Source organism: Bacillus mycoides (assembly GCF_000832605.1).
GTDB lineage: Bacteria > Bacillota > Bacilli > Bacillales > Bacillaceae_G > Bacillus_A > Bacillus_A mycoides.
The window spans coordinates 1,352,330-1,368,078 of the sequence record NZ_CP009692.1 but is presented as its reverse complement, the minus strand read 5'-3'; the positions used below and the strand labels follow the sequence as shown (position 1 = coordinate 1,368,078).

17 protein-coding genes and 1 pseudogene are annotated in these 15,749 nt (G+C 36.6%); 5 read left to right on the top strand and 13 right to left on the bottom strand.

Translation table 11 applies throughout. From position 1 onward, the window contains the following. Positions 1 to 77 precede the first annotated feature (77 nt). The 5 genes from accA to dnaE all read right to left on the bottom strand — a co-directional run bounded on the left by accA (position 78) and on the right by dnaE (position 7,428). A complete protein-coding gene (gene accA / locus BG05_RS09015) occupies positions 78 to 1,052 on the bottom strand; it encodes an acetyl-CoA carboxylase carboxyl transferase subunit alpha (protein ID WP_000818787.1) in 975 nt (324 codons plus the stop codon). After that, positions 1,040 to 1,909: an acetyl-CoA carboxylase, carboxyltransferase subunit beta gene (gene accD / locus BG05_RS09010; protein ID WP_002015500.1), complete on the bottom strand. Its 870-nt coding sequence runs from the start codon at positions 1,907 to 1,909 to the stop codon at positions 1,040 to 1,042. The genes accA and accD overlap by 13 nt, the downstream gene beginning before the upstream one ends. A 185-nt stretch (positions 1,910 to 2,094) precedes the next feature. Continuing rightward, positions 2,095 to 2,739, bottom strand: coding sequence for a FadR/GntR family transcriptional regulator (locus tag BG05_RS09005; RefSeq protein ID WP_002129364.1), 645 nt, complete (start codon positions 2,737 to 2,739; stop codon positions 2,095 to 2,097). A gap of 14 nt (positions 2,740 to 2,753) precedes the next feature. Then, positions 2,754 to 3,962 (bottom strand): NADP-dependent malic enzyme, encoded by a 1,209-nt coding sequence (gene ystJ / locus BG05_RS09000; RefSeq protein ID WP_161793975.1) that lies wholly within the window; start codon positions 3,960 to 3,962, stop codon positions 2,754 to 2,756. A gap of 133 nt (positions 3,963 to 4,095) precedes the next feature. Next, a complete protein-coding gene (dnaE, locus tag BG05_RS08995; protein ID WP_002129365.1) occupies positions 4,096 to 7,428 on the bottom strand; it encodes a DNA polymerase III subunit alpha in 3,333 nt (1,110 codons plus the stop codon). 42 nt (positions 7,429 to 7,470) lie between these two features. Here dnaE and BG05_RS08990 point away from each other — a divergent pair, with 42 nt between their 5' ends. Both BG05_RS08990 and ytrI read left to right on the top strand, forming a co-directional pair. Further along, complete coding sequence (locus tag BG05_RS08990) at positions 7,471 to 7,884, top strand: YtrH family sporulation protein (protein ID WP_002015507.1); 414 nt, start codon at positions 7,471 to 7,473, stop codon at positions 7,882 to 7,884. Then, the gene (gene ytrI / locus BG05_RS08985) at positions 7,881 to 8,384 is read left to right on the top strand and encodes a sporulation membrane protein YtrI (protein WP_002088948.1); all 504 of its coding nucleotides are present in this window, start codon (positions 7,881 to 7,883) and stop codon (positions 8,382 to 8,384) included. The genes BG05_RS08990 and ytrI overlap by 4 nt, the downstream gene beginning before the upstream one ends. A gap of 52 nt (positions 8,385 to 8,436) precedes the next feature. Here the strand turns inward: ytrI and BG05_RS08980 are convergent, their stop codons facing one another. Then, a complete protein-coding gene (locus tag BG05_RS08980; RefSeq protein ID WP_002167586.1) occupies positions 8,437 to 9,369 on the bottom strand; it encodes a DHH family phosphoesterase in 933 nt (310 codons plus the stop codon). A 315-nt stretch (positions 9,370 to 9,684) separates the two neighbouring features. On the opposite strand from BG05_RS08980, the gene BG05_RS08975 reads away from it, so the two are divergent. Then, positions 9,685 to 9,990 carry a YtpI family protein gene (locus BG05_RS08975; RefSeq protein ID WP_002129367.1) on the top strand — a complete coding sequence of 102 codons (306 nt, stop codon included), beginning with the start codon at positions 9,685 to 9,687 and terminating at the stop codon, positions 9,988 to 9,990. An 8-nt stretch (positions 9,991 to 9,998) separates the two neighbouring features. Here the strand turns inward: BG05_RS08975 and BG05_RS08970 are convergent, their stop codons facing one another. Then, entirely contained in the window at positions 9,999 to 10,262 is a 264-nt protein-coding gene (locus tag BG05_RS08970; RefSeq protein WP_002034294.1) for a DUF3949 domain-containing protein, read from the bottom strand. Positions 10,263 to 10,475: 213 nt separating this feature from the next. Continuing rightward, positions 10,476 to 11,789: a DRTGG domain-containing protein gene (locus BG05_RS08965; RefSeq protein WP_002034295.1), complete on the bottom strand. Its 1,314-nt coding sequence runs from the start codon at positions 11,787 to 11,789 to the stop codon at positions 10,476 to 10,478. Between the two features lie 247 nt (positions 11,790 to 12,036). On the opposite strand from BG05_RS08965, the gene BG05_RS31025 reads away from it, so the two are divergent. Continuing rightward, the gene (locus BG05_RS31025; protein ID WP_002184837.1) at positions 12,037 to 12,195 is read left to right on the top strand and encodes a hypothetical protein; all 159 of its coding nucleotides are present in this window, start codon (positions 12,037 to 12,039) and stop codon (positions 12,193 to 12,195) included. A gap of 40 nt (positions 12,196 to 12,235) precedes the next feature. Here the strand turns inward: BG05_RS31025 and BG05_RS08955 are convergent, their stop codons facing one another. Beyond that, the gene (locus tag BG05_RS08955) at positions 12,236 to 12,919 is read right to left on the bottom strand and encodes a metal-dependent hydrolase (RefSeq protein ID WP_033734676.1); all 684 of its coding nucleotides are present in this window, start codon (positions 12,917 to 12,919) and stop codon (positions 12,236 to 12,238) included. A 149-nt stretch (positions 12,920 to 13,068) separates the two neighbouring features. On the opposite strand from BG05_RS08955, the gene pepQ reads away from it, so the two are divergent. Further along, entirely contained in the window at positions 13,069 to 14,166 is a 1,098-nt protein-coding gene (pepQ, locus tag BG05_RS08950; RefSeq protein ID WP_002184836.1) for a Xaa-Pro dipeptidase, read from the top strand. A 45-nt stretch (positions 14,167 to 14,211) separates the two neighbouring features. Here pepQ and BG05_RS08945 read toward each other — a convergent pair whose 3' ends face one another. The 4 genes and pseudogenes from BG05_RS08945 to BG05_RS08930 all read right to left on the bottom strand — a co-directional run bounded on the left by BG05_RS08945 (position 14,212) and on the right by BG05_RS08930 (position 15,746). Then, positions 14,212 to 14,418, bottom strand: a complete 207-nt coding sequence (locus BG05_RS08945; protein WP_002088956.1) for a hypothetical protein — start codon at positions 14,416 to 14,418, stop codon at positions 14,212 to 14,214. A gap of 63 nt (positions 14,419 to 14,481) precedes the next feature. Next, positions 14,482 to 14,772: pseudogene (locus BG05_RS08940) on the bottom strand (anti sigma factor C-terminal domain-containing protein); the annotation flags it as partial. 102 nt (positions 14,773 to 14,874) lie between these two features. Next, positions 14,875 to 15,330: a GNAT family N-acetyltransferase gene (locus tag BG05_RS08935; RefSeq protein ID WP_016120885.1), complete on the bottom strand. Its 456-nt coding sequence runs from the start codon at positions 15,328 to 15,330 to the stop codon at positions 14,875 to 14,877. Between the two features lie 71 nt (positions 15,331 to 15,401). Beyond that, positions 15,402 to 15,746, bottom strand: coding sequence for a DUF6176 family protein (locus BG05_RS08930; protein WP_016120886.1), 345 nt, complete (start codon positions 15,744 to 15,746; stop codon positions 15,402 to 15,404). Positions 15,747 to 15,749: the final 3 nt, after the last annotated feature.

Genomic DNA, 15,749 nt, shown 5'->3' with positions numbered 1-15,749 from the left:
AATACAAAAACACAATGGAGAAGATGTGTCTTTTCATAATAAAAACGTGCATTCGCGAAGAGGAACGCACGCTTTTCTTATTTTATCCCAATGGAAGCGTTTGAAAACGAAACTTGCCCAATTTTCATATATTTTTCATAACGTTTTTCGATTAATTCATCTTTCGAAATTCCGCTTAATTGTTCAAAAGTTTTCTTAAGCATTAAATCTATATTTTCTGATTGTTTCAAAACATTACGATGTGCTCCGCCTTTTGCCTCTGGAATAATTTCGTCAATTACACCTAATTCTTTCAAATCTAATGCTGTAATTTTCATCGCTTCTGCAGCTTCTTTTGCTTTACCAGCATCTTTCCAAAGAATCGCCGCCGCACCCTCTGGTGTAATAACAGAATAAGTGGAATTTTCCAGCATATGAATGTAATCTCCTACTCCAAGACCTAACGCACCACCGCTACCACCTTCACCGATAACGATACAAATAACAGGTACAGTTAAACCCGCCATTTCAAATAAATTACGGGCAATTGCCTCACTTTGTCCACGTTCTTCAGCTGCTTTACCAGGATAAGCTCCCTTCGTATCGATGAAACAAATAATGGGACGATTAAACTTTTCCGCTTGTTTCATTAGACGCAGTGCTTTTCGATATCCTTCTGGATGAGGCATCCCAAAATTACGACGAATATTTTCTTTCGTATCTTTTCCGCGTTGGTGCCCAATTACAGTTACGGGCATCCCCTTATATTTCGCAATGCCGCCGACAATCGCTGCATCGTCGCCAAATAGGCGATCTCCATGACATTCAAAAAAATTAGTAAATAAGTGCTCAATATAATCGAGCGTTGTCGGTCGTTCTGCATGACGAGCAATTTGAACACGGTCCCATACTTTCATATTGCCGTATATATCTTCCTCTAGTTTTTCTAGCTTGTCTTCCAAAATACGAATCTCCTCACTGAAGTCCATCTGGCTGTTTTTCGTATAGTCTTTCAGTTCACGAATCTTATTTCTTAGCTCAACAACTGGTTTCTCAAATTCTAGCTCTGCCATACAGCCATTTCCCCTCCTTGATGAACTTCTAAAATCTTACGGAGTGATTCTCTCATATCATCACGATGCACCACCGCATCTAATTGACCGTGCTCTAGTAAAAATTCTGCCGTTTGGAAATCTTCCGGCAGTTTCTCACGCACTGTTTGTTCAATTACGCGTCTACCAGCAAATCCGATAAGTGCACCTGGCTCTGCAAGATTGTAATCACCAAGTGAAGCGAAACTCGCTGAAACCCCGCCCGTCGTTGGGTGAGTCATAACAGAAATAAATAACCCTCCTGCATTACTATGCTTTTTCAAAGCTACGCTTGTTTTTGCCATTTGCATTAAACTTAATATCCCTTCTTGCATACGAGCACCACCCGACGCAGTAAAGATAATAAATGGAACTTGTAAGTCGTATGCCTTTTCAACCGCACGGGCAATTTTCTCTCCTACAACAGAGCCCATGCTGCCCATTCGAAAACGAGAATCCATTACTGCAACAACAACAAGCATGTCATCAATTGTTCCTTCACCAGTTACAACCGCTTCATTCAATTTAGTCTTCTTACGATCGTTTTCTAGTTTCTCTTCATATCCCGGAAACTCAAGTGGATTTAGTGAAACCATCTCTTTGTCATACTCACGAAATGAACCTTCGTCCAATATACTATCAAGGCGTTCCCATGCATTCATCGGATGATGATATCCACAATTCACGCATACTTTTAAATTTTTAAGAAGCTCTTTCGTATACATGATTTTTTTACATTTCGGACATTTTGTCATAACGCCATCTGGTACATCTTTTCGTACTTGTTCTGAAGGTATTGCAGCGTACTTTTTCTTTTTCACGAATAAATCTCTTAGCACAATTTGACCCCCTTCATTGAGAGCTAAGGTTAGCGTAAGAAGAAAATGGGGCTAACACCAATGTTTGATGTTAGCCTTATCTTCTCAATCTGTCTAATAACCTCTCTCTTTACGTTTAACTTTAACCGCTATGCGGTAGAATGTTTGTCATAACGTGTCATGGTCATTTCGACAAATTTTATACATTACGAGTGAAACTGTATATTCTCTACTAATTCATCGTAAATTTTTAACGCATCATTTTCTTGTTTCACTTCCAAAGTAGCATAAAGCTTTCTATACATTTCGATAGAATCTCCTGAAACTTCACAAGAAAGAGTTGCAACGTAATCATTTACGATCATCCAAATGCGATAGAGTAAATAATTATTGAATTGTTCAATAAGTGTTTTAAAGAACGTTTGATGAAGCACCGGAATTGAGCTTTCATTTTCTTCAAGCACTTGGTGTAATTTACTTAGTACTTCAGAAAACGTTTCTTTCGGTAAATTACATACAAGTCGAATCATATCTTTCTCAAGCAATCGTTTTGTTTGTAATAAATCACGAATTGTTTTCTCATCTTGCAGCAAGAACGGAGCAATTAATTGTACAAGACCGTTATCGTAAAAGTTTCGAATAAACGTTCCCTCACCACGTCTCGTTTCAATTAATCCTACCAGTTCTAACGCACGTAATGCTTCTCTTACAGAGGAACGTCCAACATTTAAGCGTGAACTTAACTCACGCTCAGATGGCAAACGATCCCCTGCTACTAAACAATCCTCTTCCATAATGGAACGGATTTTTTTTACAATTTCGAGATATACTTTTGTATTTGATGATGTCAATGGAAATTCCTCGCTTATTCTTTACCAATCAGCGCTAATTGTTTTGTTTTCTCAGCGACTTCATTTGGATCTACTTGACGGCGAGCTACTCCTGTCTCCATTGCTGCTTTCGCAACGTAAGCCGCTACTTGAGGCGCTACACGCGCGTCAAATGGTGCTGGAATGATATGATCTGCATTCAACTCATCCTCTGATACAAGCTCTGCAATGGCCTGTACAGCTGCCATCTTCATTTCTTCATTAATTTGTGTCGCATGTACATCAAGTGCACCGCGGAAAATACCTGGGAACGCTAGTACATTATTTACTTGGTTCGGGAAGTCAGAACGACCTGTTCCAACAACAGCTGCGCCCGCTGCTTTTGCCAATTCTGGCATAATTTCTGGAACCGGATTCGCCATTGCAAAAATAATTGCATCGTCATTCATTGTACGAACCATCTCTTCAGTTAATGCACCTGCTGCAGATACACCAATGAATACGTCCGCACCTTGTAAAACATCAGCTAAAGAACCTTCTATACGACTCTTATTTGTATATTTTGCAACTTCATCTTTCACCGGATTCATACCGACAGGACGACCTTCATAGATTGCACCTTTACGGTCACACATAATAACGTCACGTACACCATAGCGATATAAAAGTTTAATGATTGCAATACCTGCTGCACCTGCACCATTTGCGACAACTTTAATGTCAGACATTTTCTTTCCAACTAACTTCAGCGCGTTCACAAGGCCTGCTACTGTTACGATAGCTGTTCCGTGTTGATCATCATGGAATATTGGAATGTTTGTCTCTTTTTTCAAACGTTCTTCAATAACGAAGCAGTTTGGCGCTGCGATATCTTCTAAGTTTACACCGCCAAAAGTTGGCTCCATTAATTTTACAGTTTCAACAATTTTATCTACATCGTTTGTATTTAAGGCAATCGGGAATGCATCTACACCAGCAAAGCTCTTGAATAATACAGCTTTACCTTCCATTACTGGAAGAGATGCTTCAGGTCCAATGTTACCAAGACCAAGTACAGCCGTTCCATCTGTCACAACTGCTACCATATTTCCCTTCATTGTATATTCATATACCTTACTTTTATCGTCATAAATTTCTTTACAAGGCTCTGCAACCCCTGGAGAATATGCAAGACTTAAATCTTTTGCATTTTCTACTTTTACTTTTGATACAGTTTCTAATTTTCCTTGATGCACTTTATGCATGTGAAGTGCTTCTTCACGAAGTGTTGACAAACTATCCACTCTCCTCAAATTATGCTTGCTGATATCAATTTCTCCAAGTGGTCTGACCACGAACACTACTACTATAATAATCGAAGTGTAGGGAAATTGTCCATTATATTTTCACAACGACATTTTCGTCACCGACAATTTCTCGAAGTGCTCCTAGACATTCTTCACTTGGATGAATCGATAAACTTCGAGATAATTGTACCATTTTATGTTCCTTTTCATAATAAATTAGTACTTTCGTAAAACCTGAATAATCAAACAATATTTTGGTAACTTGATTTACAAGCTTTTTTTCATATTGAGACGGCAATTTCACGTAAACAGACGCTTCTTTCATTCCTTCATAAACATCCATTTCTTCTAGCGGATATAGTCCATTCACGATCCATTGCAACTTATGATTTCTTTGCTCGATCGTACCATCAACTAAAACGATTGCACCTTCTTGTAACCTGTCCGAAAAATGTATATACGTTTCTGGAAAAATAACGGCTTCCATTTCATCATTTTGATCACAGAATGTAATAAACGCCATCTTTTGCAACTTTTTCGTACGAATAACTTTCACACTTGTTATATATACGATCGCTCTTTGTACTTTTTTCTTATGTCGCATCGCCTGAGCAAGAGATGGAATTTCTAATTCTTTTCCTAGTTCCGCATACTGCGCTGTCGGATAGCTAGATAAATAAAAACCGAGTGCTTCCTTCTCTTTATTTAACTGTTCAATAAAGGATAGCTCTTCTCCTTGTACGTATTTTGATTTCGGAACAGCATCCCCTAAATCAAAATCACGTGCAAGATTTGCATACTCCAACGCTCCTTTAAGACTTCTCCATAACGTCGTCCTCGAAACACCAAAACCGTCAAAACAACCAGACCAGACAAACGCTTCTAAATTTCGCTCTGTTACAAATTTTGATGGCATACGAAGACAAAACTCAAATAAATCTTCGAACATTTTTTCCTCTCGTTCTTCGAGTAATGCCGTCACGGTAGCCATTCCGATATTCCGAATCGAAAGTAAACTATATCGAATCGCATTTCCTTCTATTTGGAAGTTGTAACCACTTCTCTGAAGAGAAGGCGGTAAAACGTGAAAACCTTTCCGCTTCGTTTCTCGTACATACTGCACAATCTTATCTTCATTTCCAATTGCACTTGATAATAACGCAGTCATAAATTCCAGCGTATAATTTGCTTTTAAATATGCAAGCTGATATCCGATCATACTGTAAGCTACAGCGTGACTTCGGTTAAAACCGTAATTCGCAAATCTTACAATTAAATCATAAATTTGTTCTGAAGATGTCTCATCGTATCCATTTTCCAAACAACCTTGAACAAAATGCTTACGTTCTTGATCTAAAATATCACGATTCTTTTTACTCACTGCACGGCGCAGCAAATCCGCTTCTCCAAGCGAAAATCCAGCTAACTTCGATGCGATTTGCATAATTTGTTCTTGGTATACAATTACGCCGTATGTTCTTTCTAAAATCGGCTTTAAATCCGGATGTAAATATTCAATTTGTCTTTTCCCATGCTTCGATTCAATAAAGGTTGGAATTTGTTCCATCGGTCCTGGTCTGTATAACGAGTTAACAGCGACTATGTCTTCAAATTCATTCGGTTTTAACCCACGAAGTACATTTCGCATACCACCTGATTCAAGCTGGAATACACCTGTTGTATCCCCTCTTCCTAACAATTGAAACGTCTTTTCATCTTGCAGAGGTAAATTTCTTATATCAATTTGTTTCCCAGTTTTTTCAACAATAAATTTTATAATATTTTCAAGTAACGTTAAATTACGTAAGCCTAAAAAGTCCATCTTGAGCAATCCAAGTTCTTCTAATGCATCAGCTGGATATTGCGTAACATAAACATCGTTATGCCCTTCTTGAATCGCTACACTTCCCGTTAACGGTTCTTGGCTCATAATAACGCCAGCTGCATGAATAGACGTATGACGCGGTAATCCCTCTACACGTTTTGCAATTTCAAACACACGCTCATGTAACAGATTCCCTTGTATAAACTCACGGAGCGATTGCGATTCCTCATATGCATCTCTTAACGTTATACCAAGCTTTGATGGGATAAGTTTTGAAAATATGTCAATATCTCTTGGCAGGAGCCCCATTACACGAGCAATGTCTCTAATTGCGGCTTTCGCTGCAAGAGTTCCGAACGTTACAATTTGAGCAACACGAAGCTGACCATATTTATCTTTCACATATCGAATCATCTCATCACGTCTTATATCTGGAAAATCAATATCAATATCTGGAAGTGTCACACGTTCAGGGTTTAAAAACCTTTCAAATAATAATTCATATTCAATCGGATCAATATCTGTAATTTCCAATACGTAAGAAACGAGTGAACCAGCTGCCGATCCACGGCCTGGCCCAGTTAAAATATGATTTTCATGTGCATATTTCATAAAGTCCCATACGATGAGGAAATAATCGCTAAATCCCATACGAGAAATAACATTTAATTCATGATCCAAACGTCCTATATGCGCTTCTTTCGGCGTACCATAGCGTTTCTGCAAGCCTTCTTCACAAACACGGCGCAAATACGTATCATTCGTCTCGTTAGATGGAACAGGAAATTTCGGTAATTGATTTACATGGAAAGGAATTTCTACTTGGCAACGTTCCGCGATTGTTATTGTATTTTGAACCGCTTCCTCAGCATGAGAAAATAGTGCTCCCATTTCATCCGATGACTTTAAATAATACTGATCCGTTTTCATTCTCGGTCTATCTGGATCAGTCATTTTCGTTCCGCCTTCAACAGATAATAAACATTCATGAACAAGTGCGTCACTTTGATTAATATAGCGAACATCATTTGTTGCAACGACTGGAACGTTTACCTTATTAATAAATTCAGGCAGTTTTTCTTGTAAAAGCAGTTCATCTTGAATTGCATGATGCTGCAAACTTATATAAAAATTGCTGAACATATTTTGATACGTATGAGCTACTTCTTCAGCCTGACTCTCTTTGTCTTCTAATAATAGCTGTTCAATCTCTCCGTCTTTCCCTGGTGAAATTGCAATTAACCCTTTCGCATAATGAGCAAGCCACTTCTTCGGGATACCTTCTTTTGACTTCGTCATAATGCTGCTAGAGATCTTTAATAAATTTTGATAGCCTATTTCATTCTCAGCAAGTAAGACAAGTGGATAAGACCTTTCTTCTTCTTCACTAAAAATAGAAGCTGTTAAGCCGATAATAGGCTGTATACCATTTTTCTTGCATGCTTTATAAAACGGAATAACTCCATACATAACATTTTCATCTGTAATGGCCAGCGATGAAAATCCAAGCTCTTTCGCCCGAATGACAAGCTCATCAATTTTACAAGCACTTTTTAATAAACTAAAAACGGTTTGACATTGTAAATGCACAAACTTCACTGTTGTACCCTCTCTTTACCTATGTGACTACTTTTATTATAGGTGATGAGGAAAGCGGAAATCAAAACATACTTCTCATACTTTGTCCATATATATGAAGAAGAAAGGGGAATGACGATGGATGTAAGAGAACATACTTTTTTCTCTCTGCTTATTATTAGTTATTTTATTGCCTTTGGAGTTATACTTGGTGGTTCATTAATAGGCGGATTTGGTGCATTTCTCATCGGAAAACCAACTCTAACCTATATTAATCAATTCGCCCAAAATTTAAGAATTTGGGCACTCGTTGCAGCAATTGGCGGAACGTTCGATACCTTTTATAGCTTTGAAAGAAGCTTCTTTGGCGGAGATATGAAAGATATCGTAAAACAAATTCTCCTTATTTTTTTTGCAACTGGCGGTATGCAAACTGGTCTTATTATTATTAAATGGCTTACACAGGAACATGTATGAGAGTACCCAGTGCCAATACAGCCAAAAGGTGGTATTTAGTTTTAGCTGGCGCTGCTGTTGGAGGAGTATTGAGCTGGTTTGTTTTTTTGTACATATACGGTGTATTTCAAGAAGAACAAACTAGTAAAATAGCAGAACAAAAAGAAATTATCGAAAAACAAGAAGCAAAACTCCACGTCCTTCTCGAAGACCAAGAGAAATTGAACACAGAAAATAAACGGCTCTTAACAATTCAAGAAATCAAAATAAAAATTATAAATCGAAAAAAATATGATTTAGACAATCTTACACTTGAAAACATGACCACTTCTATCCATAATGATCTCCAGCATCTTTTAACGAAAAACATTCAAAGCATCGCAAAAAATAAAGACCTGCTCAAAAAAGTCATCGAAAATAAAACGTACAAACATTACGATCGTATATACCGCTTTAAAGTAGACACAGTCTCTTTTGATACCGTACTTGAAATTAGTATTGATATAGAGAAAGAAAAATAAAAAAAAGGAGGGCTTCTGTGCCTCTCCTTCTCTTTCGTTCAACATACAATTTTTATCTACACAGCTCACGTAAATCAGCAAACAGGCGATCTGCTTCTTCCCAAGAAGATGCTTTTGCACCAGAAGCCATCGGATGTCCTCCGCCATTATATTGCATTGCTAATTTATTAATAACTGGTCCTTTTGAACGAAGACGAACACGAATAACATCATCTTCCTCTAAAAATAGAACCCATGCCTTTAATCCATCAATATTACCAAGTGCTCCGACAACACCAGATGCTTCAGTAGAAAGTACATCAAACTCTTCTAGTACCTCTTTCGTTAATTTAATGTACGCTGCACCTTCTTCTACCATCGTAAAGTTTTGTAAAATATAACCGTTCAAACGAGCAATTTTTTCTTTCGTCTTATACATTTCATTGTATAAATCTGTGAATTTTACATCCATGTCAACGAGCTCACTTACGTAACGAAGTGTTTTCGCTGTTGTATTCGGGAATAAGAAACGCCCTGTATCTCCAACAATACCCGCTAAAATAAGGCGAGCTGCTTCCTTTGAAATCGTTAATCCTTTATCTTTTCCATAACTGTAAAATTCATAAATCATTTCACTTGTAGAACTTGCTGTCGTATCCACCCATGTAATATCTCCGTACGGGTCTTCATTCGGATGATGATCAATTTTAATTAACATCTTTCCTTTTGCATAACGCTGATCACAAACACGCTCTTGGTTCGCTGTATCACAAACGATAACAAGTGCATCTTCATATACACTATCTTCAATATCATCCATTACTCGTAAAAACGATAAAGAAGGCTCGTTGTACCCAACCATATAAATATTTTTCTCTGGAAACGATTCTTGCAGAATTGTACCAAGTCCGCACTGAGAACCTAACGCATCCGGATCCGGACGTACATGACGATGAATAATAATTGTATCAAACTCTTTAATTGCTCCTAAAATTTGCTCATGCATATGTATAATCTCCTTTTTATTCAACTTCTTCATTTTATCCCGCATTAACGTGTAGTAAGACTCCCACCTCAAAAGTATTAAAAACAATGGGGCAAAATTAATTTGGAGCCTGGATGCACGTAAAAGCCCGATTGGTGAGGGCTAATAATTAGCACGTGGGATCTCCCCACACTAATTAAAGTTTCACTTTATCCCCCATTATAACGGAAAACATTTCATACATGCGAACAATTGCTTTATAATAAAAGTTAGAAAGTTTAGATTTTTCTTTTTTCTAAATTGTTATTTTTATACCAATCGATGGGAGCGTGTATTATGCCAGTATTCGTCTTTTGTATTATCATCTCATTTGTGTTGTACCTCTTCTATAAAACAAAATTCTTTCGTACAAACCGTCCAATGGAGAAAGGTTGGCTCTCTGGAAAATCCGCAATGGCACTCGGCTTATTCGTCCTATTCTTTGGGATAAACCAATTCTTTTTAGAACTTTCAACTGCACGCATTATCGTTGGTGTTTTGTTTATGTTACTTGGCAGCGCGAGTACATTTAATGGATTCCGCCAATATAAACACTTTCTACCATTAGCAGTCAAAGAAGCCGAATCTTATAAAACAACGTAAAAAAAGCATCAACATTGTGATGCTTTTTTACGTCCCTTCACTTTCAAAATCATATATGCAACAAACGCAGATGGTATATTAAAGGGATTACCTTGCACGTGAAAATGTAATTGTTCTTCTCCAAAAGACATCTGTTTGTATAGTTCTTGCTGAGATAATCCTGTTCGTTTCTTTTTTTCATTTAATCCTTGTAAGTATAAGTATTGAATTGGTATCATCACAAGGAAATAAAAGAGTGCGATACCACCAAAAAAGAGTAATTCTGATGACATATTGCATCCCCCTTCCGTCATCCATTATCTTACAATCTAATTATATCATAGTATACACTCTAAATGGATTAATATTCTGTTTTTTCTAATTATACAATCATCTCTCCTTATATATATATTTCCAGCTAAAACTCCTCCACATCTTTAGCAACAGCTTCAAAACCCAATAAAACAAAAAAGATGGAACAAACCAAAGCGATTTGTTCCACCTTTTTATTTATCGATTAACTGCACCATAAGTAATGCTTTCCCGACAACATTACCTTCATGATGTACTTCTACATCAACCTTACCAAATTTACGGCCAATTTCTAATACTTTCGGATGAACCGATACAACATTATCAATTTGAACCGGTTTTACGAAATAAATTGTTAAGTTCTCAACAATTGAATCGCTCTTCTTCTGCGCACGAATGACGCGGTTTGTTGCTTCTGTCACAATTGTTGTGAATACACCGTAAGATAACGTCCCGATTGAATTCGTCATTTGTGGTGTCACTGAAAATTGATATAAATGCTCATTTTTTGCTTCTTTCGGCGTCATAAATTGATTCGTTACAATGTCATCAATCGTTTCACCAACTTGTGGTTGACGCTGAATCATCTGCAAGGCCTGAAGTACATCTTGACGACTAATGATACCTTGCAATTTATTTCCATCCTCCACAACAGGAAGTAATTCAATACCTTCCCACACCATCATACGTGCTGCAGCTGCGACAGACATTTTTCCGTTTACCGTAATAGGGTGTTTCGTCATAACTTTATCAATCGGTGTTTCTTTCGCAACACCAATCATATCTTTCGAAGTTACGATACCTAACACCTTTTTATTTTCATCCACAATTGGATAACGTCCATGCATCGTCTCTTCATTGTACTCATGCCATTTCTGCACTATGTCACTAGGCTTTAAATATAGTGTTTCTTCAATTGGTGTTAAAATATCTTCAACTAGTACAATTTCTTTCTTAATAAGTTGATCATAAATTGCACGGTTAATTAACGTTGCGACCGTAAATGTATCATAACTACTTGAAATAATTGGCAATTTCAATTCATCTGCTAACTTTTTCACATGCTCTTCTGTATCAAATCCACCTGTAATTAATACAGCAGCCCCTGTTTCTAATGCTAATTGATGTGCGTTCGTACGGTTACCGATGATAAGTAAATTCCCTGCTTCTGTATAGCGCATCATCGCTTCTAATTTCATAGCCCCAATTACGAATTTATTTAATGTTTTATGTAGTCCTTCTCTGCCTCCAAGTACTTGACCATCGACAATGTTAACGACTTCTGCATATGTCAGTTTTTCGATATTCTCTTTCTTCTTTTGTTCAATTCGAATTGTTCCGACACGTTCAATTGTACTAACATATCCTTTATTTTCTGCGTCTTTAATTGCACGGTAAGCGGTCCCTTCACTTACACTTAAATCTTTCGCAATTTGCCGCACAGAAATTTTATGCCCTACTGGCAGGCTATTAATATGTTCTAAAATTTGATTATGTTTGGTAGCCAAATGGTTTCACCATACTTTCTTTTCCCTAAATTCTTCATGTGTTGTATTTTCAGTATACTATATTTCCAAAACTGTTACACTCTCTCTTTGTATGTCTGTACTATTTTTTTTATAACAAAATGCTCCTTACATTACACCAGTCATTCTATTACAACAATGTAATGGTATTGTCATCTCGTTCGATAGTTTGTCCACACGCTTCAATATACAATTAAGACAAGAAATGAAACAAAGGAGCGAATACATTATGAAAAAGTTTTTAGAGGTTATAGGTGCTGTGTTTTTAGCTTTCGTAGATGGGAAAAAAGTTGCGATGGAATTGAATGAAACACCTGAACAGCCACGTACAAAACGAGAAGAATCAGCTAAACAAATACAGGCTTTAAAAACTGTACTACACACATAAAAAACCCTTCACTTGTCATTTCAAATGAAGGGTTTCTTTTTTATAGTGTAATACTTTCTCCAGCTTCTAATACTTTCCCTGTACAATTTTGTAGCTTTCCTACAAATTGATATGGATCTTGTTCAATAACTGGGAACGTATTGTAATGCATCGGTACAACTGTTTTCGCCTCTATCCATTTTGCTGCTAACACAGCATCTTCTGGCCCCATTGTGAAATTATCGCCAATTGGTAAAAATGCTAAATCAATATTATTCAGTTCTCCAATTAACTTCATATCAGAGAATAAAGCAGTATCTCCTGCATGATATACCGTTTTCTCCTCTGCTGTAAACAAAATACCCGCTGGCATACCTGTATATGTAATCGTCTTATTTTCTTCGTCAATATAACTAGAACCGTGGAATGCTTGTGTAAACTTCACTTTTCCGAAGTCAAATTCATGAGAACCTCCAATATGCATTGGATGTGTATTTACACCTTGCCAACTTAAAAATGTCGCCAGTTCAAATGGTGCTACAACAACTGCATTATTTTTCTTCGCAAGCTCTACTGTATCTCCAACATGATCACCATGACCGTGAGATAAAAGAATTGCATCCACTTTTACATCTTCAGCTTTTAAATCTGTTGTCGGATTTCCTGTTAAAAATGGGTCAATTAAAATAACTTTGCCATCCGTTTCAATCTTTACAACTGAATGCCCGTGATAAGATACTTTCATCATTACATTCCTCCCCTATTCACATTCACACTTTTTATTCTACATGATTTCTTAATTCCCTGTCTTTTCTAACATCTATTTACTTGTCATAACACTTTCCTCCGATGTAAAGTTATATTTGTAATTAAATATCTCGGGGGTGCCAATCGATGAATGCTAGATTAGAAAATTTAATGCAATGGCTAAAAGAAAAAAACGTAGAAGCTGCGTTCTTAACTTCTACACCGAACGTCTTCTACATGACAAACTTCCACTGTGAACCACATGAAAGACTACTTGGTATGTTTGTATTCCAAGAAAAAGAGCCTATTTTAATTTGTCCTAAAATGGAAGAAGGCCAAGCACGTAACGCTGGCTGGGCACATGAGATTATCGGATTTACTGATACGGACAGACCATGGGATATGATTGCAAAAGCAATTAAAGATCGTGGTATTGATGCAAATGCAGTTGCAATTGAAAAAGAACATTTAAACGTAGAACGTTACGAAGAATTAACAAAGTTATTCCCAAATGCAGCTTTCAAATCAGCTGAAGAGAAAGTTCGCGAACTTCGCTTAATTAAAGATGAAAAAGAACTTTCTATTTTGCGTGAAGCGGCTAAAATGGCAGATTATGCTGTTGAAGTTGGTGTAAATGCAATTAAAGAAAATCGTAGTGAGCTAGAAGTATTAGCAATCATTGAACACGAATTAAAAACAAAAGGCATACATAAAATGTCATTTGACACGATGGTATTAGCAGGTGCGAACTCTGCTCTTCCACACGGTATTCCAGGTGCAAACAAAATGAAACGCGGCGATTTCGTACTATTTGATTTAGGTGTAATCATTGAAGGTTATTGCTCTGACATTACGCGTACAGTAGCATTTGGTGAACTTTCTGAAGAACAAACTCGCATTTACAACACTGTACTTGCTGGACAACTACAAGCAGTTGAAGCATGTAAACCAGGCGTTACATTTGGTGCAATTGACAACGCCGCTCGCTCTGTTATCGCAGATGCAGGTTATGGAGACTTCTTCCCACACCGACTTGGTCACGGACTTGGAATTAGCGTACACGAATATCCAGATGTAAAAGAAGGCAATGAGTCTCTATTAAAAGAAGGTATGGTCTTCACAATCGAGCCAGGTATTTACGTACCAAACGTAGGCGGCGTTCGTATTGAAGATGATATTTACATCACAAAAGACGGATCAGAAATCTTAACGAAGTTCCCGAAAGAATTACAATTTGTGAAATAAGAAAAAAGGTAGCGTGATCGCTACCTTTTTATTAAAGAAGGCCCTTTAAAAAGTGCCTTCTTCTATCTCACTAATATTTATTTGAAATTTCACGATCCATACTGAGAAAAGGTGCACAAGAAGCGCAAACGCCATACATGCTCCGCTTAAAAAAGTTAGTATAGGATGCGAATACACGTGCCCTAATCCATAGGATATCGCCACGAAAAACATTGTTATGTAAATATAAATTGCTCCATGTATTTGCCTCATATAAACCTCCTTTTCCCATATTATAACATAAATTTTCTGATTATTCACATTAATTAACTGTAATTAATATTTCTCCACTGTTACACCTCTAACAGCCGCTTTAATATATAGCGCTCCTTGTAAACCTTGTAAATCCTCTGTTTTTCCAGTTACGACTACTCCGTATATTGGTATGTCTTTTAGTTTCGTGTTTTTTATTTCTTTATAATATTGTTCAAAATAATCACTTGGTATACCTTCACTATTTTTTGCTAAAGACTTCATTTGGTACAGAAACTCTTTTGAGTTTATTGTTAAATCATTTTTCACACCTTCTGTTACTTTTGCATAACTCCCTTCAAATCCAAAAAAATTTTCATAATAAAAAGCACATATATTTTAATTTTTTAACATACAAATCAATTTTTTCGAAATAAAAACTTCCACTCATTTAAAAGATATATTCTCATAATATCTTTATGATTTAGTTGTCATAATAATTGAACGTGGATAAAATCCCAGCTTTTGATAAAACGATACAGCTTCATTTCCGTACACTACTATTAATTCAATGTCATCTACTTGCTTTTCTTTAAACCATTCCACTGCACTATTCATTAATTTCAAACCGAATCCGTTTCTTCGATATTTTTCATCAACAAATAAAACTTCAATCTTCCCACTTACGCTTTTACTATACGCTATACAAAAGCCTAATATATTATCTGTTTCTAACTCAATCAATAGTTCAATTCTATATTCTCCGTACTTTGAATTTTTTTTATAATCTTCAATACGTTCCTCAAATGTCATTCTTGGATAATCACCAGAAAAATATTTTGATTTACTGTTATGATATTCATGCAATTTATCTAATGAGTCTCTGATTATCTCTATTTCATTGAGAGTGATATATTTATGACTAATTCGCATCTTACAGCATCCCCAATAATATATATTTCACAAAAAAAGAGGATGGTTTATCTTTACAAAATACTACTCTATTATTTCATCGCTTCTTTCACAACATCTTGAATCATAACGACTTCCGTCTTCAGATCGACAGCCAGTGCTTCTTCATCAATACATTCATACCAAAACGCTAAGTGCTTTTTATCAATTGCATGATGAGAATTTTCGACATGAGCCCCGCCTTCTCCTTGCACAGAATACCAATATAAGTACTCTTCTCCATCTCTTATTTCCCGGAAAATTGTCTCTACATACATCTTTTCGTCGTTTAATGTCAAAAGCACTTCTTTCATATTATCATTAAGAAGCTGCATCCATTCATCTACGCGATGACTTTTACCTGGCTTGACTTTGAATCTTGTTAATTCTACGTTCATCTT